The 26,319-nt window shown below is 58.5% G+C and carries 19 protein-coding genes; 6 read left to right on the forward strand and 13 right to left on the reverse strand.

Annotated features, from left to right (window positions below):
• Nucleotides 1–201 precede the first annotated feature (201 nt).
• Both TBK1r_RS12220 and ppsA read right to left on the reverse strand, forming a co-directional pair.
• Nucleotides 202–585, reverse strand: coding sequence for a group I truncated hemoglobin (locus TBK1r_RS12220; RefSeq protein WP_095737295.1), 384 nt, complete (start codon nucleotides 583–585; stop codon nucleotides 202–204).
• 59 nt (nucleotides 586–644) lie between these two features.
• A complete protein-coding gene (gene ppsA / locus TBK1r_RS12225; protein WP_145210670.1) occupies nucleotides 645–3,059 on the reverse strand; it encodes a phosphoenolpyruvate synthase in 2,415 nt (804 codons plus the stop codon).
• Nucleotides 3,060–3,418: 359 nt separating this feature from the next.
• On the opposite strand from ppsA, the gene TBK1r_RS12230 reads away from it, so the two are divergent.
• The 5 genes from TBK1r_RS12230 (at nucleotide 3,419) to TBK1r_RS12250 (ending at nucleotide 9,141) form a co-directional block, all read left to right on the forward strand.
• Nucleotides 3,419–4,393, forward strand: a complete 975-nt coding sequence (locus TBK1r_RS12230) for a universal stress protein (protein WP_145210673.1) — start codon at nucleotides 3,419–3,421, stop codon at nucleotides 4,391–4,393.
• A gap of 77 nt (nucleotides 4,394–4,470) precedes the next feature.
• Nucleotides 4,471–6,027 carry a bifunctional aminoglycoside phosphotransferase/ATP-binding protein gene (locus TBK1r_RS12235; RefSeq protein ID WP_145210676.1) on the forward strand — a complete coding sequence of 519 codons (1,557 nt, stop codon included), beginning with the start codon at nucleotides 4,471–4,473 and terminating at the stop codon, nucleotides 6,025–6,027.
• Nucleotides 6,028–6,447: 420 nt separating this feature from the next.
• Nucleotides 6,448–6,885 (forward strand): thioredoxin TrxC, encoded by a 438-nt coding sequence (gene trxC, locus TBK1r_RS12240; protein WP_145210679.1) that lies wholly within the window; start codon nucleotides 6,448–6,450, stop codon nucleotides 6,883–6,885.
• Between the two features lie 299 nt (nucleotides 6,886–7,184).
• Entirely contained in the window at nucleotides 7,185–8,024 is an 840-nt protein-coding gene (locus TBK1r_RS12245; protein ID WP_145210682.1) for a phytanoyl-CoA dioxygenase family protein, read from the forward strand.
• Nucleotides 8,025–8,031: 7 nt separating this feature from the next.
• The gene (locus tag TBK1r_RS12250) at nucleotides 8,032–9,141 is read left to right on the forward strand and encodes a Gfo/Idh/MocA family protein (RefSeq protein ID WP_145210685.1); all 1,110 of its coding nucleotides are present in this window, start codon (nucleotides 8,032–8,034) and stop codon (nucleotides 9,139–9,141) included.
• Nucleotides 9,142–9,291: 150 nt separating this feature from the next.
• Here the strand turns inward: TBK1r_RS12250 and TBK1r_RS12255 are convergent, their stop codons facing one another.
• Nucleotides 9,292–10,458, reverse strand: coding sequence for a prenyltransferase/squalene oxidase repeat-containing protein (locus TBK1r_RS12255; protein ID WP_419581557.1), 1,167 nt, complete (start codon nucleotides 10,456–10,458; stop codon nucleotides 9,292–9,294).
• Nucleotides 10,459–10,499: 41 nt separating this feature from the next.
• A complete protein-coding gene (locus TBK1r_RS12260; protein WP_419581271.1) occupies nucleotides 10,500–11,792 on the reverse strand; it encodes an HlyD family secretion protein in 1,293 nt (430 codons plus the stop codon).
• 187 nt (nucleotides 11,793–11,979) lie between these two features.
• Between TBK1r_RS12260 and TBK1r_RS12265 the strand changes: the two genes are divergently transcribed.
• The gene (locus TBK1r_RS12265; protein WP_145210691.1) at nucleotides 11,980–15,654 is read left to right on the forward strand and encodes a PAS domain-containing protein; all 3,675 of its coding nucleotides are present in this window, start codon (nucleotides 11,980–11,982) and stop codon (nucleotides 15,652–15,654) included.
• Between the two features lie 163 nt (nucleotides 15,655–15,817).
• Here TBK1r_RS12265 and TBK1r_RS12270 read toward each other — a convergent pair whose 3' ends face one another.
• The 9 genes from TBK1r_RS12270 to TBK1r_RS12305 all read right to left on the reverse strand — a co-directional run bounded on the left by TBK1r_RS12270 (nucleotide 15,818) and on the right by TBK1r_RS12305 (nucleotide 26,316).
• The gene (locus TBK1r_RS12270; RefSeq protein ID WP_145210694.1) at nucleotides 15,818–17,143 is read right to left on the reverse strand and encodes a TlpA family protein disulfide reductase; all 1,326 of its coding nucleotides are present in this window, start codon (nucleotides 17,141–17,143) and stop codon (nucleotides 15,818–15,820) included.
• Nucleotides 17,144–17,208: 65 nt separating this feature from the next.
• Nucleotides 17,209–18,684, reverse strand: a complete 1,476-nt coding sequence (locus TBK1r_RS12275; protein ID WP_419581272.1) for a sulfatase family protein — start codon at nucleotides 18,682–18,684, stop codon at nucleotides 17,209–17,211.
• 209 nt (nucleotides 18,685–18,893) lie between these two features.
• The gene (locus tag TBK1r_RS12280) at nucleotides 18,894–19,634 is read right to left on the reverse strand and encodes a cysteine hydrolase family protein (protein WP_145210696.1); all 741 of its coding nucleotides are present in this window, start codon (nucleotides 19,632–19,634) and stop codon (nucleotides 18,894–18,896) included.
• An 86-nt stretch (nucleotides 19,635–19,720) separates the two neighbouring features.
• A complete protein-coding gene (locus TBK1r_RS12285) occupies nucleotides 19,721–20,953 on the reverse strand; it encodes a Zn-dependent hydrolase (RefSeq protein WP_145222523.1) in 1,233 nt (410 codons plus the stop codon).
• Between the two features lie 19 nt (nucleotides 20,954–20,972).
• Nucleotides 20,973–22,895 (reverse strand): asparagine synthase (glutamine-hydrolyzing), encoded by a 1,923-nt coding sequence (gene asnB / locus TBK1r_RS12290; RefSeq protein ID WP_145210699.1) that lies wholly within the window; start codon nucleotides 22,893–22,895, stop codon nucleotides 20,973–20,975.
• Between the two features lie 35 nt (nucleotides 22,896–22,930).
• A complete protein-coding gene (locus TBK1r_RS12295) occupies nucleotides 22,931–24,010 on the reverse strand; it encodes an aspartate/ornithine carbamoyltransferase family protein (RefSeq protein WP_419581273.1) in 1,080 nt (359 codons plus the stop codon).
• A 10-nt stretch (nucleotides 24,011–24,020) separates the two neighbouring features.
• Nucleotides 24,021–24,143, reverse strand: a complete 123-nt coding sequence (locus TBK1r_RS38550; RefSeq protein ID WP_261344177.1) for a hypothetical protein — start codon at nucleotides 24,141–24,143, stop codon at nucleotides 24,021–24,023.
• On the reverse strand, nucleotides 24,140–25,630 hold the full coding sequence (locus tag TBK1r_RS12300) for a sodium:solute symporter family protein (protein ID WP_473772519.1): 1,491 nt from the start codon (nucleotides 25,628–25,630) through the stop codon (nucleotides 24,140–24,142). The genes TBK1r_RS38550 and TBK1r_RS12300 overlap by 4 nt, the downstream gene beginning before the upstream one ends.
• Before the next feature lie 98 nt (nucleotides 25,631–25,728).
• A complete protein-coding gene (locus TBK1r_RS12305; protein ID WP_145210702.1) occupies nucleotides 25,729–26,316 on the reverse strand; it encodes a hypothetical protein in 588 nt (195 codons plus the stop codon).
• Nucleotides 26,317–26,319 lie beyond the last annotated feature (3 nt).

Consider the following 26,319-nt stretch of genomic DNA (forward strand, 5'->3'; position numbering starts at 1 on the left):
CTTGAACTCTAAGATTCAATCTTGGCAGAGCACTCGTATTCTATGTCAGCTCAATCTTCAGGTAGTGGACGAGGCGACGAGTCCTCTGCTCAATTTTCGGGTAGTGGACGAGGCGACGAGTCCTCTACCAATCAGCCCACTGCAGAGGACTCGTCGCCTCGTCCACTACCGCCTACCCGAAACGCAAGGTGACACGGAGCACTAGCCATCGACGTTGGCGTCGCCGGTGATTTTGTCTTTGTAGAGCGCCAGTCGCCCCAAGGCGTCATCGACGTCGCGTTTGGAGGCACCGTGGTCTTCCATGGCATCGGCAAAGTGTCCACAGAATTTGGCGAAGTGCACCGCCGTGATGCCGCGACCGGCGTGAATCCGGGTCAAGTCGGCCCCTGAGTACTCGGCCGGCCCGTCAAAGGCGGATGCCAGAAAGTGAAACTGCATCGTCTGCAACCGGTCCATCGAGGCGTTCTCGAAAAACGGTGCCAATTCCGGGTCGTCGAGGACCCGAGCGTACATCTCCTGAACAATCGCTGCGACGGCGGCGGTGCCACCGAGTCGGTCAAACAGGGCTCGTGAATCGTCGGTCATGGAAATCTCACAGAAGGGGTTCAGCAACGCTCCTGTTGTAACCTCCGCCACGCATTCTGTCAGGAACCAGACCCTTCGACTTTTAGAATGTGAACGGTCGTTTTCAGAATCGAATCCGGGGTCAACGACATGCTATCGATCCCTTCGCGGACCAGAAATTCGGCGAACTCGGGGTAATCACTGGGTGCTTGGCCACAGATGCCGATTTTTCGACCGCAACGCTTCGCCTCGGTGATCACGCTGGAAATCATCCGTTTGACCGCTTCGTTTTGCTCGTCGAAGACATGTGCCACGATCGCCGAATCGCGATCCACGCCCAGCGTCAACTGAGTCAGATCGTTCGAGCCGATGGAAAAACCGTCAAAGATCTCGGCGAATTGGTCGGCCAGAATCACGTTGCTGGGGATCTCGCACATCACATAGATCTCCAACCCGTCTTCGCCCCGCACCAAGCCATTCTTTTTCATTTCCGCTTGCACCTTTTTGCCTTCTTCGATGGTGCGGCAGAACGGGATCATCAACTTGACATTGCTCAACCCCATGTCGCGACGGACCCGCAGCGCGGCTTGGCATTCGAGTGCGAACGCGGCTTGAAAACGTTCGTGGTAATAACGCGAGGCGCCGCGAAATCCGATCATCGGATTCTCTTCTTTCGGCTCATACCGGCGGCCCCCGATCAAGTTCGCGTACTCGTTCGTCTTAAAATCGCTCATCCGAACGATCACGTCTTTGGGATAAAACGACGCGGCGATCATCGCAATGCCCTCGGACAGGCGATCGATAAAGAACTGCGGCTTGTCGTCGTAGCCCTGGGTGGCCTGATCGACTGCGGCCCGCGTCGTGGGATCCAGTTGGTCGTAATCCAGCAACGCTTGGGGATGCACCTTGACGTAGTTGGAAATGATGAATTCCTCCCGCGCCAATCCCACGCCGTCGTTGGGGATCGCCGAGAGCGCAAACGCTTCGTCGGGCGTCGCGACATTCATCATGATCTTGGTCTGCGGTCGCCCGATCGCTCCCAGGTCGATCGTTTCGATTTCAAATGGCAACTCGCCTTCGTAAACCACGCCGGTGTCTCCGCTGGCGCAGCTGATCGTGACGACTTGGCCGTTGCGAAGTCGATCCGTGGCGTCGCCGGTGCCGACGATCGCCGGCAATCCCAGCTCGCGGCTGACGATCGCCGCGTGGCAGGTCCGGCCGCCGCGATTGGTGATGATCGCCGCGGCGCGTTTCATCACCGGTTCCCAATCCGGATCGGTCTTGTCGGTGACCAGAATCTCGCCGTCAAGGAACTGCGACAACTCATGGACATCACGGATCAGACGAACGGGTCCCGAGGCGATCTTCTCTCCGACCGAACGTCCTTCCAACAGCTTCACACCTTCCGCTTTCAGGTGATAACGCTGCAGGGCGTTGGCCGATCGCCGCGACTGGACCGTTTCGGGGCGGGCCTGCACGATAAACAATTCGCCGGTGACGCCGTCTTTGGCCCATTCCATGTCCATCGGGCAAAACGACCCGCGAACGCCGCTGTAGTGGTCTTCGATTTCGCACGCCCATCGCGCCAGTTGCAAGATGTCATCGTCCGACAACGCGAATCGTTTCGCCATGTCGTCCGACACCGGAACGTTCTTGACCATCTTGCTGCCACCCAAGTCGTACACCATCTTGATGGCTTTCGATCCCAGCGTTCGCTTCAAGATCGGACGGTGACCGGTCCGCAACGTCGGTTTGAAGACATAGTACTCGTCCGGATTGACGCTTCCCTGGACGACATTTTCTCCCAACCCGTAGGCGGCATTGATCAGCACGGCATCTCGAAAACCGGTCTCCGTGTCGATCGAAAACATCACCCCCGACGTCGCCAGATCCGATCGCACCATTTCCTGGATGCCGATCGACAACGCGACCTGCATGTGGTCGAAACCTTGGTCGGTGCGATACGAAATGGCGCGGTCAGTGAACAACGACGCCAGACAACGACGGCACGCATCCAACAGCGATGCCTGACCGCGAACATTCAAATAGGTCTCTTGCTGGCCGGCGAAACTGGCGTCCGGTAAATCCTCCGCCGTCGCGCTGCTGCGGACCGCCACGTCGGACAATTCGCCACGACCGCTGGACAACACGTGATAGGCCCTGACGATCGCGTGGGACAGATCGTCCGACAGCGGCGTGTCCAAGATCATGTGACGGATGATCCTGCCGTGATGTTGCAACGACCCCACGTCCCGGTAGTTGATCCCGCTCAAGAGCTGCCGGATCTTGTCATCCAACCCGCTTTCAGACAAATGATGCCGGTAGGCCGCTGCCGTGGTGGCGAACCCGTTGGGAATCCGCACGCCGTGGGATGTCAATTCGCGATACATCTCGCCCAGCGACGCGTTCTTGCCGCCCACCACGGCGACATCACCCATGCCGACTTGGTCGAACCAGCGAATCAGGTCCGTGGCGGATTCTGCTGCCGTACTCATCGTGCATACCGGAGATTAAAGTTCGATGGATGACCGCAGACACGGCGTGCAATGTGCATACCATCATGCCGGCGATCGAGTGCGGCCGTGGCTGGCCGTCGCCTGAGGGTGTTCAAACCGGCCGGCAATCTTGCGCCTGCCACGGTGCTGCAGCCCGCAACTTCGGGTTCACGGTCGCCCAGCACGCCCGTGCTAGGCGAAGTAGGTCGTAGAATTCGGCCACAAACCGCCGTGCCCATTCCGCACAGGCGCGACAATAAGCGCGCCTCCCCACAACAAACCCTAGGCAATCGTCGCGGATTGATTTTGGCACAAATCATGCAAACCCAGAGAGTGAGAACCACTCTTAGGAATCTGCGATGCAACGATTTAAGAATATCTTGGTCTACGCGGGAACGAACGATCCCGAAGCGGCAATCCAACGGGCTTTTGAGATCGCCAAGGAGAACAAGGCGGTGGTCACGCTGATGGATGTGGTCAAGCCGCTGCCTGGTGCGATCGGCTTGGTGGCGCATGGTGCCAGTCACGAGGAACTCGAACATCTGATGATCGAGGACCGCGGGCAAAAATTGGTCGAACTGGCGAATCAATTTTGCCGCGAAAGTCTCACCGTGGAGATCCTTGTTCGTTGTGGCGATCCGGCACAGGAAATCACCAAACGCGTGCTCACCGGCGGACACGACTTGGTCATCAAGACGGCCGACGGGTTATCGACCACGGGGCGTTTGTTCGGCAGCATTGCTCGATCGCTGCTGCGTGTTTGCCCCTGTCCCGTCTGGATCCTCAAACCGCTGATCCACCCCGAGTTCAAACAGGTGCTCGCGGCGATCGATCTGGATGCCGATGATGAAACCCATTTGAATTTGAACAACACCATCCTCGAATTGGCGTACGCGATCGCGCTACGTGACCGCGCAAAACTGCACGTCGTCAGCGTCTGGGACATGTGGATGGAACACGCCCTGCGGCGACGCGCCGGCGACGCGGAAGTCAATGCCGCGTTGGCCAAACGCGAGGCCAAGGTTCGCAAACGGCTCGATCGACTGTTGCATGAACCGTTTGCCGACGCCGACGACATCCAGGTCCATCTGCATCGCGGTCCCGCGGCCCCCAACATCCTCGCCGTCGCCGAAGACATCGAAGCCGACTTGGTGGTCATGGGGACCGTCTGTCGGACCGGCGTGGCCGGATTCCTGATCGGCAACACGGCCGAAAACCTGCTCTGTCAGTTGAACAGTTCCGTACTCGCCCTGAAACCCGAAGGCTTTGAATCCCCGATCCACATCAGCGAAGACGATCAGTCGATCGACACGCTCTTGTTGCCGATGACTTGACCAAACGGATCCGTCGATTGGACGAGGTTGCTTGAGACAATCGCGGTCCGTGCCACGCGACCCAAACAGGTAGGACAATGAGTCACGCCGACGCCACCGCGACCGCAAACGGCCCATCCAGCGAAGAATTGATCAACGGTCTTCGCAGCCCCGAGGCCTATCCGGAGGTCCAAGCGGATGACGTGGAGTTGCACGAGACCCACATTTCGTGGGTCTTTCTGGTCGGCGATTTTGCGTACAAGATCAAAAAGCCGATTCGCACCGCGTTCCTGGATTACTCAACACTCGAAAAACGCAAACAGTTTTGCGAACAGGAACTCCGCCTGGATCGACGGTTCGCCGCAGAACTCTACCTGGACGTCGTCCCGTTGACGTGGCGGGACGGAAAACCGGTGGTCGAAGGCACGGGGCCGGCAGTGGAATACGCCGTCAAAATGCATCGCTTTTCCGCCGGCTCGCTGCTCAGCGAACGACTGGACGCCGGCAAACTGACGACCGACGAAGTGTTCGATTTGGCCCAGTGTATTGCCGAGTTTCACCGTTCGGCCGATCGACTGCCCAGTGATGCCGAGGGCAAACGGCTCGGATCGATCGACTTGATCTACCAAAACGCCACCGACAACCTGGCCGCACTGAAGGATGCCGTCACGGGTCCGTCGGCCAAGATCCTACGCGTGCTCGGCGATTGGACCGGCACCTTCTTTGAAGAACACCGGCGCGTGTTTGTGCAACGAGTCGCCAACGGTTTCATTCGCGAATGCCATGGCGACATGCACCTGGCCAATATCGTTCACTGGAACGACCGCTTGATCCCCTTTGACGGGATCGAGTTCAACGAGCAGTTTCGCTGGATCGATGTGCTCAGCGACGCGGCGTTCGCCGCGATGGACTTCGCCGCCCGTGATCGGATGGATCTGTCGCGCAGTTTCATCAATGCCTATCTGGAACACACCGGCGACCATGCGTCACTCGTCGTACTGAGATGGTACCTGGTCTATCGCGCGCTGATTCGTGCCAAGGTGGCGGTGATGCGGGCGTCGCAAGCCGGTCTGTCCGACTCCGAGCGAGCCACCGCGATGCACGATTGCGAGCACCACATCGAACTGGCCTATCGGTTTTCCTTGCGTGATCGCCCCGCATTGTGGATCACCCACGGCGTCAGCGGCAGCGGAAAAACCACCGCCAGCGAATGGGTCGTCCAGCGGCACGGTGCGATCCGACTCCGCAGCGACATCGAACGCAAGCGGCATTTCGGAATGCAGCCGACCGACCGTCCCAACCAACGGCAACAACGCGATCTGTATGGTGAAACCGCCAATCACGCGACCTACGAGCGGTTGCGTCGGATGGCGCGTTGCATCCTCCGTTCCGGCCACTCGGTCGTCATCGATGCGACGTTTCTGCGACGCGACGACCGCCAGATGTTCGAAACTCTGGCGACGCGCGAATCGGCGACGTTTGCCATCCTCAACTGCCACGCCGAGGAGCAAACGCTGCGGCAACGCATCAGCGACCGGATCGCCCGCGACGACGACGCTTCGGATGCCGATCTGGACGTGCTGGATGGCCAACTGTCCAGCATCGAACCGCTGTCTGAAAGCGAACAAGCGAGCGTGATCGAAATGACGATCTAGTGCACGTTCGTCGAGTTGGCTGATGTCCCTTTGCACTCAAGCTGTTAGCGGAACGGCGCGAGCCGTCCGGTTTCAGCTTGGAAGCACCGTGAAAGACCGGAGGGCTCGCGCCCTGCCGCTAACAATGAACACCCTGTTTGGTGTTAAAGTTAGTGGAATTGGGCTCGCGTCCTACCGCTAACCAATGCTTCACAGCGTCGCCCTCCGTGGCCTCAAAGACTCGCCAGCGGTCACGCCGGCAACCCTACCTGGCTTTTTACCGCCACCCGCTTGGCTTTGGTCACTTCGCCTTTGGGCAAGTGAATCGTGGTCGATCACAGGTTTCACACGACCGCCCCGCGGCGCGTAAAAATGCACAGGTGGTGACGCCACGTACCACACACCACGCCATCTTCCACTCCATTGCGATTCCCCAGTGCTATGACTGAACCGCCACTGAGTCTTGTTTGTTCCGACTGCCTCGCTGTCAATCGTGTTCCCAACGATCGGATCGACGACCGACCGATCTGTGGCAAATGCCAAACCCCATTGTTGCCCGCCACCCCGATTGAGTTGACCGATCGAACGTTCGGCAAATTGGTGTCGCGGTCCGATGTTCCCGTCCTGGTCGATTTCTGGGCGTCTTGGTGTGGCCCTTGTCGAATGATGGCCCCTTCGTTCGCCGAAGCCGCCGCGGAGTTGTCACCGGGGTTCCTCCTCGCCAAGCTGGACACCGACGCCGCCACGCAAACCGCGGCCCAGTTTTCGCTCTCGGGAATCCCCACGATCATCCTGTTCCGCCGCGGATCCGAAATCGCCCGCCAAACCGGCGCGCTGAACACCCCGCAAATCCTTCAATTTGCCCGCTCCAACGCCTAGTATTCCGTGTCACCTTGCGTTTCGGGTAGGCGGTAGTGGACGAGGCGACGAGTCCTCTGCCAATACGCCCACTGCGGAGGACTACCGGAAAGTTGAGCTGACATAGAATACTAGTGCTGCGCCAACTTTCAGATTGAGGTTGCGTTTGTGGAAGCGGAACGATGAAACGATGGTGGTTGAGTCGCGCCGATCGGCTGATATTCGATTCACCAAACGCAATGGGATGCCCCGAGTTTGTTATCCTACACGGTGCTCTCCTTGTCTCCCCGTCTCCTTGTCTCCCTCTCTCCCCGTCTCCCATGTCCACTCCGATCTCCCAGCTCGATCGTGAACAGTACCAGCGCGACGGCTTTCTGCTTCGCAAATCATTGTTCGATGCCCAAGAGATCGACCTGTTGCATCGGTCGGCGCGGGAAGACAAGCAGCTTGACGATCACGCGTTCGGCCGCGCCGATGGTGAAGGCGGGACGGTTCGCCTATCGCTTTGGAATCATCCCGGCCAAGGGATCTACGGTGCCTTCGCCCGCTGTCATCGAATGGTCGATACCGCCGAACAACTGCTCGACGACGAACCGTATCATTACCATTCCAAAATGATCATGAAGGATGCCCGCGTCGGCGGTGCCTGGGCGTGGCACCAGGACTATGGGTATTGGTACGCCAACGGCGTGTTAACACCGAACCTGGTCAGCGCCTTCATCGCCGTTGATCCGGCCACGCGGGAGAACGGTTGTTTGCAAGTCATCCGGGGCTCACATCACTGTGGCAGGATCCATCATCAATTGACCGGCGATCAAGCCGGTGCGGACGTCGAGCGTGTCGCAGAAATCCTGAAACGCATGGAATTGATCTATGTCGAAATGGATCCCGGCGACGTGCTCTTCTTCCATTCCAATCTGTTGCATCGCAGCGACCAAAATAAGTCCGCCCATTCTCGCTGGTCGATGATCTGTTGCTACAACGCCAAATCCAACGACCCCTACAAGGACTCGCACCACCCCCGCTACACGCCGATCGATCGCCTGGACGACTCGGCGATCAAACAGATCGGCGTCAAACGATTCGACACGGACACCGCGGAAGCGGCATTCCTGGATCCCAACCACGACGCCAGCGCCAAGTCGCTCCGGGACGAGTAATCCATCGATGCCGCAACACCCCGCCTCCGAAACGCCCGCCTCCGAAACGCTTGACTACCTGCCCACGCTTCCCGACCGCCTGGACGTCGGCATCGGCTGCATCGGCGCGGGCTTCATCATGGCCGATTGCCATCTGGTCGCCTATCGCGCCGCCGGCTTGCGACCGGTCGCCATCTGCTCGCGAACGATCGAAAATGCCCAACAGGTTGCCCAGCGGCATTCGATCGAATCGGTGTATTCAACCTACCAAGAACTGCTGCAAGACCCACGCGTCGAAGTCGTCGACATCGCCGTCCCTCCCGATTGCCTGCTGGACGTCGTCCGCGAAGTCGTTCGGCACAAACAGATCCGCGGCATCCTGGCACAAAAGCCGCTCGGCGTTTGTCTCGATCAAGCCAAAGAGATCGTTCGATTGTGCCGCAACGCCGGCATGACGTTGTGCGTCAACCAAAACATGCGCTATGACCAATCCGTGCGAGCCTGCCGCCACCTGATCGCGCGGGGCGTTTTAGGTGATCCGGTCCTGGCAACGATCGACACCCGTGCCATCCCGCACTGGATGCCCTGGCAAGAACGACAGGGCTGGGTCACGTGCCGAATCTTGTCGATCCACCATTTGGACACGATGCTTTTTTGGTTCGGCGATCCGCAGCGAGTTTATGCCAGCTTTCGTACCGATCCACGCACCAAGTTCAAACATACCGATGGGATCGGGCTGTACATCTTGGAATACGCATCGGGCTTGCGTTGCATGATCTGTGACGACGTCTGGGCCGGACCGGTCCGCGAGGGGGCCGCCGAGGCCATCGGCATTACGTATCGCGTCGAAGGCACCCAAGGCTTGGCGCTCGGCGAGATCGGTTGGCCCAAGTATCCCAAGCGGACGCCCAGCACACTTCAGTACAGCACGACATCGACGGGCACCTGGCAACGTCCGCACTGGGACCAGGTCTGGTTCCCCGATGCGTTCTTGGGACCGATGGCCGAATTGTTGGTGGCGTTGGAAAACGGAGTCGATCCGGCGCTCAGCGGCGAAGACAATCTGGCCACGATGGCGCTAGTCGATGCCTGTTATCAATCCGCCGCCCAGCATTGCGCCGTTGAATTGGATCTTTAGCGATCGTTGCCGGGATGGCAGAAAAATGGCAGGGTGAAATCAGACAAGAAAATGGGTGACAGGAAAATAGGGTAATCGTGATAGGCGAGCGATGGATCGGTTGGGGGACATTTTCTTGTCACCCATTTTCCTGTCTCTCCACTTCCCCCTCTATTTTTCTGCTCTCTCCCCACCTTTCGTCTTACACCGATGCAGCGTCATCAGCGCGAACCCGGTGCCGTAGGGGCGGTGGTAATCGTACAGCGGGTAATCCCACCACGACCCGTTTTTTTCTTGACGGTCCAAGATCAATTTCGCCAACATCGCTTGATAGGGCGATCGTTGTTCGGCGGGCAATTGGTCCAGGCACACAGCGCCGTAGTAGTGTCCGAAGTAGTAAAAATACCCGGCCACTTGCATCCATGACTCGTGGGGGATCGGTCGTTTGCGTCCGATGTCCAGCCAACCATTGCGGACGTACAAGCGATACAGCCACGTCTTGATCACGTCATCGGTCACCGTTTCATCACCCCAGGCCCGGAGCGCGGCGTTGCAGCACTGTGTCCGTCCCAAACTGCCGCCCGGGCGATTGATTTCTCGTGCCGGCCGATCCTTAAGATACTCACCGTACAGGTAACTGAAATCCGACTTCTTTTGACGATTGGTTGCGGCAATGGCTCGATCGACCATTCGCTTCGGGGGCTCCACCCCGATCTCTCTCGCTTCGGCCAAAGCGATGAGCACGGCGCCGTTGACGAAACTGATCGAACTGGAGGTGGGCTGATTGGACTGGTACCGGAAATCGTAGTACCCCCAGCCGCCGTCCACCGATTCGTAGCGTTGCAGCATGTCGAATTGATCGCGGATCAGTGCGACAATCTTTTCCTGAGCCTCAGTCTCGCCGGCATGTCGCCCGTGCAGCCGGACGAGTGCCTGGATCGAATAGGCATGGCCCCAAACGTTGTAAATCGCGTCACCACTGGCTCGGCGGAGTGATCCGAGGTGCTCGTACAACCAAGCCTCGGCTCGATCGATCGTCGACTGGGTCTTGGGGTCATCGGGGGCGACTTCCAGCAAACCCGAAAGTGCCAACGAGGTCGTTCCGGCGCGAAACGCGTGGTGCGCACCGGGAACGGGCGCGTAGATATTCAACCCCTTGGTCTTCGTCGGCGAGCCCCAGGATCCATTGGGGTTCTGGTCGTCGATCAAGAATTGCACGCCACGTTCAATCGCAGCCTGCAGCTCCTTCGGCTCGGTCGGCTCGACCACCGGCAACGGTCGAACTTCGTCCCCGATCCGAACCGTCTCCTGGGTTTGACCTTCCGTCTGCCACAGCATCAGAACTGCTACGGCACCGAGCCAACGTTGCGACAAGAATCTCATTTCGATGCTTTGTCCTTTTTCTCTGCGCCGTCGGCAGCCTTTTGGTTTGCCTGCGCAAACTGCAACTCACAGGTCATCGCCGGCAGCACGTCGGCCAAAGCTTTGCCACGCAGGGAAACGATGCAGTCGTATTTCCCGGCGGTCAGCGGCACGATCCCGATCGACTTGACGACGCCATTGAGTTCCGTGTCGGCGACTCCTTTGGGAACGACCTTGCAGCGGTCTCCGACGTGAATCGCTTTCAATTGCGATTCGGGCAGTTCGACACGCACCTGCAATTTGGCGGGGTCGAGGACCGTGCCGATCACTTGTTTACCACTAACACTTGTCCCCTTTTTCAGTTCGACCGGTTTGGCCGGAAGCTTGGCCCGCGTGACGCTGCCGTAAACGAAGATCCCGTCCAGTTCTGACTTCAGGACGACCTTTTTCCGTTCCGCTCGCATCTCGTCAAACTTTTCTGCCTGCTGTTCCAGCTTGATGCGTTTGCGTTCCAATTCGAGCTCGCGTTTCTGTTTGTCGATGCCCATCGCGTGGAGGGATTTTTCATACTCGATGACGGCGCGTGCCAAGGCTTCTTCTTGATTGGCGTCATCGCGGGGGATCGACTGCTTGATGGTTCGATCGTGCTGAATCTGGGCGCGATCGAGTGAGAATTGGGCCGACTCCATCGCCCGCTTGGCCCGTCGCAACACGATCTCCTCCGACTCTTCGGTCAAGTCGTCTTCTTTGTACATCTGTTCGAGTTGCCGATACTCTTCGGTGGCACTCTCGAGCGAAAACTGCGACGACTCGAGCGAGAACTTCGCCTGCTTGATGGCCCGTTCGCGGTCCACCCGTTGATAGTTGTCGTAATTCTGTTGCGCCTCATCCCGAGTCCGCCGTACCTTGGCTTTGTCGAGCGCTTGTTGTTTCAGAAACTGCTCGTGGGCAAACTCGTCGGATTTCAAATCCAGCCGGGCGATGGCGAGATCCGATTCAGCGCTGCGAATCTTGTCGTTAAGTGGTTCGGTTTCGAACCAGACAAGCGTCTGCCCTTGGGTAACGTTCGTCCCGGAGGGAACGATTCGCTCGATCACCAATTCCGTCAAATGCTTGTTGTCCGCGGTGACTTCGAATTGCCGGATGGCTTCGAAGGTGCCGTCCAATTTGACCGTCGCGTCGGCGGAGTCACCCGACGATGCGGCCTTGTCTTCCTTGTCCTCTGCATGGCCGGCAGGGACAGACACGGTCAGTAGCAAGACAAACAGGAACATCGGCCGGCACGCGGCGGGCCTCCAAGATCGCATCATCGCTGTGTGGCTCTTCGTTGCAGAATCGGTACTTTGGCAAGAGGCACCATGATTACTCATCATCCGGTCCAGGTCCAGCTTTTCTTGGGCACCTCGATCGATCGGTCCGTATTTGCCCGCCATCTGAGGCTGAAGCGGCTATGATGGAGGTAAATCGAGTCGTCCCCCACATTGCTGGTCTGACGCCATGGCAAATGCAGAAATCGGAAGTGCTTCAAACAACGCTGAACTCGATTCGGGCACGCTACCTGCCATCCCGGAGCGTTTGTTGCAACGGTCCAGCGAGTGCCGATGGACCGCGTCGTTGGACGAGCCGCGGTTTCAGTGGATCGATCCGGCCTCGGTGAATGTCTTTCGCAAATCCGCCGATGAACTGCTCGCCAACCCCAACGCCCGGCTCGATCTGATCCACCCGGACGACCGAGCCGTCGTCGCCGGGATCTGGAGGGATTTGGAAAAAACGGAACAAGCGGAATACGACTATCGGCTGGCGGTCACCGAAGGCCCCGCGATCTGGATCCGTGAAACGGTCCTGTTGGATCCTGACGCATCTCAGGAACCGCTGCTCTGCGGTGCCAGTCACGACATTTCTGAACAACGACATCTCAGCCGATCGCTGGGTGACGCCGAAGCGGTGTACCATTCGTTGGTCGAGAGTCTTCCGCTGTGCGTGCTCCGCAAAGACCTGCGCGGCCGATTGCAATACGCCAACGAGCTGGCCTGTGAAGTGATGGGCGTCTCGGCCCCCGCCATCGTTGGCAAGACCGACTTCGATCTGTTCCCCGCGGACCTCGCCAAGAAATACTTGGCCGACGATCGGCACGTGATCGAAACCGGCAAACTGCACCACAACGTCGAACGCCACCAGGATTCCGGCGGCAATCTGAAACACGTCGAAGTCTGGAAGGCCCCCGTTCACGACGTCAGCGGCGAGGTGGTCGGAATCCAGGTGATGTTTTGGGACATCACCGATCAAAAGAACGCCGAGCACCAGGTCGAGTACGAAAAATTCTTGCTCTCCATCCTGCTCGATACCGTTCCCGACGCCGTGTATTTCAAGGATCGCGACAGCCGCTTCATTCGACTCAGCCGCAGCTGCGCCAAGAAACTCGGCGTGGATGATCCGCGCCAGGCAATCGGCAAATCCGATGCAGACTTCTTCGGCCGCGAACATGCACGCGAAGCGCTCGCCGATGAACGTCGCATCATGGAGACCGGCGAAACCATTTTGGCCAAGATCGAACGTGAAACCTACACCGATCGCGAGGACACCTGGTGCAGCACCACCAAGGTTCCGCTAAGAGACCTGCACGGTGAGATCGTCGGCACCTTCGGGATCTCCCGCGACGTTTCCGAACAAAAGAAAGCCGAACAGGAACTCTCTCGCGAACGAGACCTGCTGAAAACGATCATCAACAACGTCCCCGATCTGATCTACGTCAAAGACCGAGCGGGCCGATTCATCACCGCCAACGCCTCACTCGTCAAGTTGCTGGGACTCGAATCCGCCGATGATCTGATCGGCAAAACCGATTACGACTACTCACCTCCGGAAATGGCGTGTAACTATGTGACGGACGATCAAAACGTTATGCGGACCGGCGAACCGTTGCTGGATCGTGAAGAGTCCCATCACGGAGACCACGGCGAAGAACTCTGGCTGTTGACGACCAAGGTACCGCTCCGCAGTCCCGAAGGCGATGTCATCGGAGTGGTCGGAATCGGACACGACATCACCGAACGAAAGAAGTTCGAAAAAGAACTGATGCAGGCCAAGGAAGTGGCGGACAAGGCCAATCGGGCCAAGAGCGATTTCCTGGCCAACATGAGCCATGAAATCCGCACGCCGATGAACGCCATCATCGGCATGACCGATCTGGTCCTGGACACGCGTCTGGATGCAACTCAGCGCAACTTCCTGTCGATGGTCCAAGAATCAGGCGAGGCGCTGCTGGCGGTCATCAACGACATCCTGGACTTCTCCAAGATCGAAGCCGGCAAGCTTGAGATCGAATCGCAGACCTTCGATCTGCGTGAAAGTCTCGGCGATACGATGAAGACGCTGGGGCTGAAGGCTCACGCGAAAGGCCTGGAACTTGCCTTCCGCGTCGATCCTGCGATCCCTCGCTACCTCTGTGGCGACCCCGGACGCCTGCGACAAATCATTGTCAATCTGGTCGGCAACGCCATCAAGTTCACCGAACAGGGCGAAGTGTATGTCGAAGTCGAGCTTGTCGCGCAATCCGACGAAGAACTGGAATTGCAACTCTGCGTGCGTGATACCGGAGTCGGGATTCCGGAAGACCGGTGTGGTGCGATCTTCGAAGAATTCGAACAGGCCGACACCTCGGTCACACGCCGCTTCGGCGGCACCGGACTGGGACTTGCGATCTCGTCTCGTCTGGTCGGCTTGATGGGCGGAGCGATTTCGGTCGATAGCGAAGTCGGCGAAGGCAGCCAATTCACCTTCAATGTCCATCTGCGCCAGGCCCCCAACGGCACCGAAGCCCACGCGACGACCGGACTGGTGTACGTCGGCGGCTCCAAGGTCCTGGTCGTCGATGACAACATGACCAACCGAAGGATTCTGCAGGAAATGCTCGGCAATTGGGGCATGGTCCCCGTCCTCGCCGACTCGGGGGAATCCGCGCTCGAACTGCTGCGCGAAGCCGACCAACACGACGAACCTTGCAAATTGGTCATCAGCGATGTGCACATGCCCGAAATGAGCGGGTATGACTTTATCGAACAGGTGCGGCGAGACCCAAATGTTTGCGACACTCCGATCATCGTTTTAACCAGTGGCGGCCGCGAAGGCGAAGACGCACTGCGCGATCGACTGGATATCTCCGAACGACTGATGAAACCCGTCAAGCAATCCGAACTGTTCGATGCAATCGTGCGAACGTTGGGCGTGACGGCCCCCGAAGACACGCCCGAATACGATTTCAGTGAGCCCATTCACGAATCGATCGATCATCTCAAAGTCTTGTTGACCGAAGACAACGCGATCAATCAAAAACTGGCGATCGGTGTCCTCACACGATTCGGTCATCAAGTGACCGTGGCCAACAATGGCGCCGAGGCGGTCGAAGCATTCCAAAATGATCAATTCGACGTCGTGCTGATGGACGTCCAAATGCCCGTCATGGATGGATTTGCCGCCACCGAGGCGATCCGTGAAATCGAATCGAAATCCGGAGGCCACATTCCCATCATTGCGATGACCGCACACGCCATGAAGGGCGACCGAGAAAAATGCCTCGAAGTCGGCATGGACGAGTACGTCGCCAAACCGATTCGCATCGGCGTCCTCAAAGAAAAGCTCCTCAAAGTCCTCCAGGTGCCAGCCGCCGGTGACGTTCCGAACGACGACACCGCCGGCGTCGATTCGGTAAGCGATGATTCGGTCAATGAGGCGTCCGCTGACGCCGCGTCATCGGACACGCAGCCCGACGCGGCTGAAACCGAAGCGGCACAAACCGAACCAGACGCCGACTGCCCCGCCGACGCAGCGTGCGGATATGACTTGGAACCCGTCCGCACCATGGTCGCCGGCAACGACGAACTCTTGCGTGAATTGTTGGGCATGTATCTCGACGAAAGCGAAATGCTGTTGTCGCAGATCGAATCCGCAATCTTGGCGGGCGACGGCGAAGCAGTGCGGCGTGCCGGACACACGCTCTGCGGAGCCTCTCGCAGCGTCGGCGCAGCCGAAACGTCTGAAATCGCGGAGGAATTGCGGTCGGTCCAAGACGAGGGCCCCTTCGATGATGCCGCCGAATGCGTGACCAAACTACGGACGTCCGTGGCCGCCGTCGCCAAAGTCATGAAGGCCTACCTGGACACCGATCCGTGTTAACGGCCCCTTCAACGATGACGGGATTCAGCGCACGTTGGTGTCTAGCCTTCAGGCGACTCCCACTCGCTGCTCCGCAGCGAAACCGGGCGGCTAAAGCCTGCACACCAGCGCACGTTGGTGTCTAGCCTTCAGGCGACTCCCACTCGCTGCTCCGCAGCGACCTTCATTCTTCACCGACCAACTCACGAACCCGATCCTCAAGTTCCTCGCCGGAATCGAATCCCACTTTGTAGTCGACCACCGTGCCTTCGCGATCAACGAAAAAGGTCGTCGGATAGGCGCCAACCAAGTAGACTTTCGACGCGACCTCTCCGCCGCCTAACACGATCGGATGATCCAGTTTGTTCTGCGTCGCGAACTCGGCAACCACGTCGGACGCCTCGTCATATCCGTTGACCGCGACGATCGCGAATCTGTCGCTGTACTTTTGATGCAATCGGGTGAGGTGTGGGGCTTCTTGGCAACAAGGTCCGCAAGCAACGCCCCAGAATGTCACCAAACCTGGCCGTCCATCAAGAAAGCGATTCAGCTCCAAACGATCGCCGCTGACCCGATCCAACTCGAAATGGGGAACCGGACGCCCAATCAGTTTCTCCGGCGCCCCACCCCCGGGCGAATGGACGTAGCTGATTGTTTCGAATCCCAATTCACGCGCCAGCTTCATCGCTGGCGAAGGTTGATATTGCTTTCGCTGAGACTGTAGGAAATCAAACAGCGGACCGTCTGTGATGTCCTCTGGGATCATCGGCGGACGACGGGCATCAAAGATCTGCTCCACCAGCTCTCGCCCGGCGGCCGTACTATTCACTCGAAATAGGAGCTTCTCCTTCTTCATTCTTGGTCCAACCGATTCAATCGCACGACGAATCGTCGACTGAAGTTCTGGTGACAAATCAGTCTGCCGACCATCGATAGAGGGTTTGATCTCGACCACACAGTCGGCGTCACCAATGGCGATCCGAGACAACTTCGTGCCAAGCGGGTACACGTTGACCAGTCGATTTGTGATTACCGACTCGTTCACCGACTCGGTCTCGGTCCAATCTTTCAAGGGCTCGTAGAAGTCGTCCCAACTGGCCGATGTATCCATCTCGACGGCGTTGACCGATTTGAAGCCGGCTGATTCGCAAAGCCGCTTGAGATGGTTCTTGATCTCCGTTCGCGTCGACCTTTTGATTTCGACGCCGAGGTGGAATCGCACGACAAGTTTCAGCGGGTCAGCATCCGCAGCGGCAAGCGAACGCAATTCCGACATCAGCGAAGTAGTGTCAAAGGCGTTTGGGTCAAATTGAGCGTCCACCACAAACGCGTTGCAGTTGACCACCGCATACGCACTGGCGCTTCCCGAAATCTCTCGGCGCTGCACCTCGGTTTCGATCGGCGCCACAAAGTACTGAGGCGTGTTAGCTTGCTCCGCTTCAGCCTCCGCCTTCACAACACAAGCCAAACCCAGACAACAAACCGCCGTTACAATCGCAAGCTGTTTCATGTTCAATTCTCACCAATGAAGACGATGGGCAAACGCCGCTCGCTCCAATCGACCTATTGCGCGTTCTATTGCGAGTTGCGTTTCTTGCCCTTGGCCCGTTTCCCTTCCGCTTGTTTTGCCTTTTCTTCCCGTTGGCGATAGGCTTCATACGCTTCTTCGCGGGACATTCCCTTGTACCTGCCTTGATGCAGGATCGCGTCGTGCTCGGTTTGGATTCCCTCGTCACCTTGCGATTTCATCCACTCGGTCAGCTCGCCCTTCAATCGCGAGACGACTTTGGCGTACCTTGGATCATCGACGATGTTATTCATTTCCAAGGGATCGGTTTCACAATCGAACAGTTCGAACTCGGGACGGTAGTGATACTTTTTGACCAGTTCCGCCGCTTGGGCATCACCGGCTTGAGCGGCTTGGATCATGGATTGAAAGTAGTCGGCCTTGGTGCAGGCGTTGGTAAATTTCGTTTCGTGGCTCAGGTTCCAAACCAGCCGATAACGCCACCCCCGCACCGTGCGGATCGCGAACGCATCGCTGCCATTGATGATGCCTCGCGTTGTCATGATGCCGTACGCGAAATTCTTGTGCGTGTCGGCTTGGCCCGTCAGCACCGGCACAAAGCTCTTGCCGTCCAAAACGTCCGCGGGTGTCCCTCCCGCGGCTTCGACGAACGTCGGCGCCACATCGACGTATTCCACCATCGCATCGGTCACCGAGCCGGCTTTCACGTGTCCCGGCCAGCGAACGATCATCGCCGACTGTAGCCCATTGCCGTAGCACGTCCACTTGGCGAACGGGAACGCGTTGCCTTGTTCGGAAACCACGACCACAAGCGTGTTGTCACGCATCTTGTGCTTGTCGATCAATTGCAAGATCTGTCCGACTTGACTGTCGTAGTACGTGATCTCGGCCAGGTAGCGGCTGAAATTCTCCCGCATCACAGGCGTGTCTGCCAGATACGGTGGCAACTTCACTCGCTCCGGCGGATAACGCGAGGCGTCGCCTTTGTTCCAGGGCGAATGCGGTTCATTGGAGCAGGCGAACAAACAAAACGGAGTGGAAGACTCACCGCACTGGGAAAGCAATTGATCGACCGCTTCCATGTCGGGGTTGTTGCGTTTGCCGCTGTATTCGAATGGGAAAACGTCTTTGGGGCCGATGTGCGTCTTACCCGACAACGCGACGCGATACCCCAAGGGTTTTAGATAGTGGACGATGCTCTTCGTCCCCTGCTCGGCAAACGTGTGGTTGGGGTAGGCTCCTGATTTGACCGGGTACAGACCCGTGTAAATGTTGTGTCGGGTCGGCGAGCACATCGGCGCGGCCTGAAAACAACGCGTGAACTTCATTCCCTGTTCGGCCAAGCCATCGATGTGGGGCGTGTGCGCCTGGCCGCCATAACATCCGATGTCCCGAAAGGTGCAGTCGTCGGCGATGATGAAGACCAGATTCGGGCGTGCCGTGGCCGCGTCAATCCGCGTCGTTTGCATCAATGCGATGGCGATAAACGCAGCGATCGCGATCGGTTTGGTGGGGAAATGCATGATTCGGTCGCGAATGGGGAATTGCGAAATCGAAGGGCATCGTATGCCTGACAGGCCCGATTGTAATCGATCGTTCAGACCGTCGAGTGTGTCGTGACGGAACCACGCTTGCCAGGCTGCGGACGGCCCCCGTCGGGGCGACAACGGCTCCGTTTGATCAGCAATTCACCGCGTTTTTTGCTGCACCGGGTTCGATCCAGTGGTGCGGGTCACGCATCCACCGGCGTTTCCGATGGCAGTGCCGTGCGGATCGTTTTCAACACGTCCGACAGACGCGCCACGCGGGCGTAGCGGTCACACAATGTCGCCAAAGACGCTTCATGCAACTCGGGCGTCACCGTCGCGCAGCAGTCCTCGACGACGGTCACCAAGTATCCCAGGTCACAGGCGTCGCGGACGGTCGTTTCCACGCACTCGTTCGTGTACACACCGACGACCATCAGCGACTCGATCCCCATGTTATTCAGGACATAATGCAGATTGGTCGAGGAGAACACTCCGCTGGCCGTCTTGTTGATCACAATCTCGTCCCGCGCTTCGTCCGGCGCCACCATCTCCAAAAAGTCCGCGTCACGCGATCCCGGTGCGGCCAGCAAGCCCAACCGCCGATGCCCCTTGCTGCGGTCGCGGCCGTCGCGTGTCAGTGCCTGAATGCGCGTGTGAATCACTTCCAATTGGTGAGCCCGGAATGCATCCTGCAACCGTCTCACATTGGGCAGCACCAAACGCTCCAGCCGGTCGAAGTAGTACTCTTGGGCCTCCAACGGAACGCCACTATTTTCGGCATCGCGAAACACTCCATGCCCGCGCGCCGCGTCGAGATACTGGATATCGATGCACAACAACGCCGTGTGCCCCTCGACCAACAATTCCTGTCGCTCGGGATTATCGACGATCGCGTCGTGATAAACGTCTTTGAGCGGATCGACATGGGAGGGATCATGGTTCATGCGTCGTGTTTCCTATTTTTTCAGTACCGAGAAAGCGTGTTGGATGAAGCAAACTCATTTCCAGGCTCACGCCCGGCGACATGGCCTCATCCGTTTGCCAGATCCATCAGGGAATGCAGCATCAGGTTGGCCCCGGCTTCGATGTCTGTCCAGGAGGTCCATTCGGCCGGCGAGTGACTTTGTCCATTCTTGCTGGGGACAAAAATCATGCCAACCGGAACCATGCTACCCATGATTTGCGCGTCGTGGGCCGCCCCGCTATGCATTTGCAGATGCGTCAGTTCCAACCGCTCGGCTTGGCGGAGCAACCGTTTGACGATCGCGGGGTCGGCGGCGACCGGCGGCAAGTAACTCTTTTGCTGGAATTCGAACATCAAATTCCGGCGACGGGCGATGGCCGAAAGCGCCTTGCGAAAGGCGTTGCCCAGATCGGCCAGCGTTTCCGGGCTGGTGTCCCGCACGTCTAGCGAAAACTCGACGATCCCTGGAACCGTGTTCGCCGCACCCGGCAAGATCTGCGCCTTGCCGATCGTCGCACGGCTTCGCGCACTGCCGTTTTCGTCCAAGATCCGGGGGATGGCAGAGGCAAAGTCGGCAAGGCCCATGAAAGCGTCGTGCCGCATCTCCATCGGAGTCGTTCCGGCGTGATTCGCTTCGCCCTTCAGATTGACCGACCAGGTAAACAGCCCGGTGATCTCGTCGACAATGCCCACCGATTTCTGACCGCGATCCAGCACCGGGCCCTGCTCGATGTGCAACTCCAAATAGCTCGCAATCGTCTCGGGGTCGCGAGCCGCGTCGAGCGCACCGAGGGGATCGAATCCATGCCGCCGCAGCTCGTCGCCCAGTAGAACGCCGTCCAAGTCAGAAAGCGTAGCCAACACGTCCGGGTTCAATTGGCCGCACACCGCCTGAGACCCGAACATCCCGCCGAAGCGTCCTTCTTCGTCGCTGAACGCAATCAATTCGATCGTCCGCTCGGGCACGACGCCCTGTTCGCGAAGACAACGCAGGCATTCCAAGGCGACAATGACGCCCAGTGTCCCGTCCAGAGCTCCGGCGCACGGCACCGTGTCAATGTGCGACCCGACCAAGATTCTCGCCTGGTCGGTCGCCCCCGACAACTCGGCCGAAACATTCACGGCGCCGTCAGTCCGAGGCTCCAACCCGGCGTGTTCGATCCGATCCTTGAGCCAGCGTTTCCCCTCCATGTCCGCATCGGTGAACGCCATCCGGTAAATGCCACGATCGTCGCGACAGCGACCGATCTGGGCAAGTTCGTGGATGTCGTTTTTGATTCGTTCTAGGTTGACGCTCAAGTCCATGGAGTTCTCATCGTTAATCGACCGTCGGCAGCGGCATGCCTTCGACGTACTGTCCCTGCAGCATGTGCAGCTGCAACGCGTGGTTCATCAGAATGTCATTTCGACGCGCAATCGTGCCGTCGGTTTCGCGCCATGCCTGGGTAATAAACTGATCAACACGTTCGTGGTTCAAAATCCCCAACTCGTTCATACGTGTTGGCGTTAACCAGTGATCGATCATCTCCTGCACGGCGTTTCGTTTGACCGGATCGGTGTGCGCCGGCGGCGCCATGAACGCGAACTTCTTTCGTTCGTAAAGTTCCCTGGGCAACACGTTGACCATCGCTTCGCGCAACACCCATTTCTCGACGCCGTCACGAATGCGGATGTCCGGCGGAATCGTCACCGCATACTCGGCCAGATGATGGTCCAGGAACGCCGGTCGGGCTTCCATGCTGTTGGCCATGTCCATTCGGTCACCGCCCCAGGTCAGGATCTGGCCTTCGAGCATCGTCTTGCTCCAAGTGTATTGCGAGATATCCAAACGGTGTCTGCCGCGCACTTGAGCGGGGTCAATCGCCGCGGCGACTTCGGCGACCGGGTCGTAGGTCTCCAACAAATCGATCAACTCGTCCGAGAGCAGCGAACGTGCCGCGCGCAGCGTCAGCATCCAGGGTTGAATCCACGACGGCGTAAAACCGCACAGGTCTTGCCAGGCCGGATGCAACTGGTCCTCTTCGGCCAAGATGGCGCCGGCAAAAATACCCCCTTCCCCTTTTTCGCGTCCCAGCCAATCACGTTTGAAGAACGGATAACCGCCGAACAATTCATCGGAGCCTTCGCCCGTGATGACCGCTTTGTAGTTGCAGGCCCGGACGCGTCGGCTCATGTGCCACTTCGCCACCGCCAGGGTGTTGTAGAACGTCCGCTCGGCGTGCCACGTCGCCCGCTCGAACGCCGGCCCGTAGAGTTCCTTTTCCGTCAACCGCAACAGCTCTTGTTCGGCACCGGTGCGTTCGGCCATTAACTTGGCGATGTTCGATTCGTCATATTCATCGCTGTCAAAGGCGATCGTGAACGCCTTGACCGGCGATTGCTGCAGGGTTGTCGCCAAACCCAAAATCGAACAACTGTCGATACCGCCGGACAGGTAACACCCCACCGGCACGTCGGCTTCTAATCGGGTCGCGACCGCATCGATCAAGCGGTCCTGGACGCCCTGGACATACTCTTGCGGATCCGCACCGGATTCGTGTGACGTGGGAAATTCTAGATCCCACCAACGCTTCGATTCGGTCACCAATCGATCGCCCACCCGTTGGACGATCAGCATGTGACCCGGCTGAAGCGCTTGCACACCTTCGAATGCCGTCGTTCCCGGAACCATGACCTGCATCATCTGGTGGATCGCAGCCTTGGGGCACAGTCGCGGAACGACGCTGGGGTGCTTCAAGATCGACTTGACCTCCGATCCCCACACAATCCCATCGTCCTTGACGGCGTAGTACAGCGGTTTGATGCCGAATCGATCTCGGATCAGAATCAATCGTTTCTCGCGATGGTCGTACAAGACGATCGCAAATTCCCCACGCAACCGTTCCACGAAGGACAATCCGTGCCGCAGATACAACGGCAGCGTGATCGCGCTGTCGCTCTTTCCGTCGCTGGCGAGTGACTGACACGCCAACCGAGTTCGCTCGCGTTTGTAACCATACAATTCCCCGTTGACCGTGACCGCGTAGTCACCGTCGCGGGTCTCGATCGGTTGGTGCCCGTGATCCAAGCCGATGATCGACAGGCGGGTGTGCCCCAGGGCGAGACCTTGATCGAGAAAAAACTTGCTGCCCCGTTCGTCGGGGCCGCGATGGTCCAAAACGTCCAACATCTGGTCTAGCGTGAAACGCAGCTCGCGCTCGTTCGTCCGCGCGGGATTCCAAAATCCAGTGATTCCGCACATGTGTGCCTTCCGTATTAATCTCTATCGTGGTGTCGTTAGCAAAGTTCCGAAATCCGGTCCAGCCGATTCAAGACGGCGGCCAACACGGCTTGACGGACGAACACGGCGCCCGCGGCTTGGGCGAAATAAAGGTTGTGTTCCGATTCGTCCAAATCCTCGGACAGTTCCTCGTTGCGGGCGAGCGGATGCATGATCACCGCCCCCGGTTGCAAATTGCTCGACGCATCCAACGCGTACCGGCTGTCCAGATTCCGGTAGCTGTCACCGAGAAATGCGATCGAGTTGACATAGACGACATCCAGTGTCGGCAAGACCTGCTGGACATCATTGGTGATCTCAATCGGAATCGGCGACTCTTCAATCGGCTCGGTCAAATCCAACCCAACCGGGTCGGCCATTTCGGAAACCAACGTGATTTTGGAAACCGCGTTAACGAACATCAGCGACAGACGCAGAAAACTCTTGACCGCACGCATCGATCCCGGCGTGCCGACAATTCCCAAATGGATTTTCTTGTCGTCTGGACACGACTGGTCGCTCAGCTCCGGCCGCCACTTCAGCAACGTGTACCAGTCCAACAGCGCCTGCGTCGGGTGATGACCGCTGCCATTGCCGGCGTTGATCAGCGGACGCTCGAGATTCTTTTGAATCTCCTCGACACTTTCGGTTTCGGGATGCCGCATGATAACGACATCTCCGTAGGTATTGAACATCTCGCCGATGTCGGCCAACGACTCGCCCTTGGCGATGCCGGTGACTTGTCCGTCGGGGACCGACAGGACCTTTCCGTCCAATCGAAGCACCGCGCTTTCGAACGACAATCGCGTCCGCGTGCTCGCTTCGAAAAACGCCGTGATCGCGATTTTCCCGTCCAGCGGCTTCTTCATCTCCACATTCCGCGTTTCCAACAACGCGGCCAACTGGGCGATCGCCACCACGGTCTCGCGATCGAACTGCCGCGGATTGACGATCGACGTGCCCGCAAGCTTGTGCAGCGTCTCCCAGTCGACTTGCATGTCGGTGTGTGCGAGCAGATCCTTGGGATCCAATTTGCGGCCTTTCGAATTGGTCGCGAACTCCGTCAACGCACGGCGCTTTTGTGTCGTGTTCATCATCAGTACGGGTCTACCAGATTCTTTTTTCTTTAAAGTCGAGGATCCAAAACACGATGAGTGCCGCCGCACCCACGCCACACAGCGTGAGTCCACCCACCACAATCAACTCCAGAAACCAGAGGGGAAACATCATCGCGTTTCACCTCCCTTAGGGATATCTCCAACCATAACACCTCGTCCATTGGGGTCGATGGGGCCGCCGTCGTCGCCACGGCCTGCTTGCGGCGTTCCTGGCGAATCAGACAACAATCGGAAATCAAAGTCATCGGGGTACAAATACATCCCTATCAAAAACACCACACCGGAAGTCGCCGCCCCGATCAATGAAGCGACAAACCATCCGATCGCAAAATACGCCACCAACCCGAGTGACGTGCCGACCACCATCGACGCACAAGCCGCGATCGGACTGGAACGACGAAAATACAGACCGCCGATGATTGGCCAAATACAACTTCCGACCATCGGTCCGGCAAAAAAAAGAACCGTCGCCAGGGTGCCCACGTTGGGATAAGCGGCGCACCAGGTGACCACCCCCAACCCGATGATCGCGAACAACGACCAACGCCGCTTGATCGCGTCGCTGGCGCGGCTGCCCGTGATCCGTTTCGCCAGCGGCTCGGCGATGTCGTTGACGACCAAATCACTTGTCGCAGCCAACAAGCTGTCGATGCTCGATGCCAGCGAGCAAAACACCACCACGAACACTAACAACGCGCCGCCGGTGCCCAACAACGTCGCGGCGACCAACGGCCCGACCGTGTCGGGTTGGCTGACTCCGATCCCCAGCGCCGGCGCGGCCAAGCCCAAAAAACCGGCGACGATCGGAACGGGCAACCACAGCAACCCGCCCAGCAAATACGCCTTGGGCCCGACCCCCTCACGCATCGCAAACGCGCGGCTCCACCACACGTTGCTGTGAAAAATTTCTCCAAAACCAAACAACATATTATTAAACAGTGCCATCAACGCCGCCGGAAACAGAACCGACAACAGCATCGGTCGATCGTCTTGCAACTGATGATGAACGTCCGCAATGTCGACATGCAGCAGCACCGCGATCGCGACGACCACCAAACCGATCAGGATGATGATGCTTTGCACAAAGTCCGTGCCGATGACGGCGTACATGCCGCCAAAAAGCGTGTACAGCACACAGACCGCTAACACGACCGTCATCCCGACCTCATACGGAATGCCCGAGAGTGCGTTAAGTAATTTGCCGCCCGCCATCGCCATCGAGATCAACCACGTCATCGCGTAGAACAGCGAGATGATCAGAAACGGGACCGAGCCCAAACGCCCATAACGACGCCGAACAAATTCGACCGCCGTGTAGCCGTGCGGCATCAAGCGACGAATCCTGCCGCTCAGCGGAGCAAACGCGAACAATCCGAAACTGGCCGTCGAATACGCCAATGCACCCCAAATGCCCAATTGCAGCGCGAACTGCGGCGCCAACATCGTCGTGTTGGATGTCACCCAAGTCGCCACCGCCGTCGCCGTGCCGAGGGCCAATCCGACGTTGCGGCCCGCGACGGCAAAACCGTCGTAGGACGTCGCCCGGCGGCCCCACCAAATGCCCAGACCGATCCACGCCAATCCGAACAACAGCAGCATCCCGTAGCCGGCCTCTTGACTGAGAATGCGACCGGCGTCGACTGATTCGGAATAGATCAACACGGTCGAGATCCCTTCGGTTCCCATCTCTGCGATCGTCATGACTGGTCCCCCGATTCGATCGAGGTTGGTATCGACGACACGCCAGCGTCGACTCCGGCGATCTGTTTTTCGATCCAACGGCCGCGCAGGATGACGAAAACGATTCCGGAAACAACGACCGCCCCAATCGCAAACAAACCCAGCGACGGAAACAGGCCCCAGTGCTTGACCGTCGCCACCGCCGGTTCAGAGGTCGCGAGGACTTGTCCGTCATCGCCGATCGCTTCGACACGATACCGGTAGACCCCGTCGCTCAACCCGGACTGAAACGATTTTGTCGCGACGCCCTGATACACGATCTCGTCGGCACGGTCGCGGACGCGGTACGACACCGCCCCGTCCACCGCCGACCACTCGAGCGTGAAGTAACCCTCACGCAAGACGCCCAACTGGGGTTCGACAAACGCCAGCGCAGGCGGCGACTCCGGGTCAGGCGGCAACTCCGATTCGGGCTCGGCTGCCATCGCAACCGAGCACCACGTCGCCAGCGGACTTCCAAGCAGCAACAGCGCGGCCGCAGCCATGCCAGCAAGCATCGGGCAACCCAGTGCCCGTGCGCCGCGGCGATTTCGGCGAGTGTTCATTTG

This window comes from Stieleria magnilauensis, from assembly GCA_007753675.1.
Lineage (GTDB): Bacteria > Planctomycetota > Planctomycetia > Pirellulales > Pirellulaceae > Stieleria > Stieleria magnilauensis.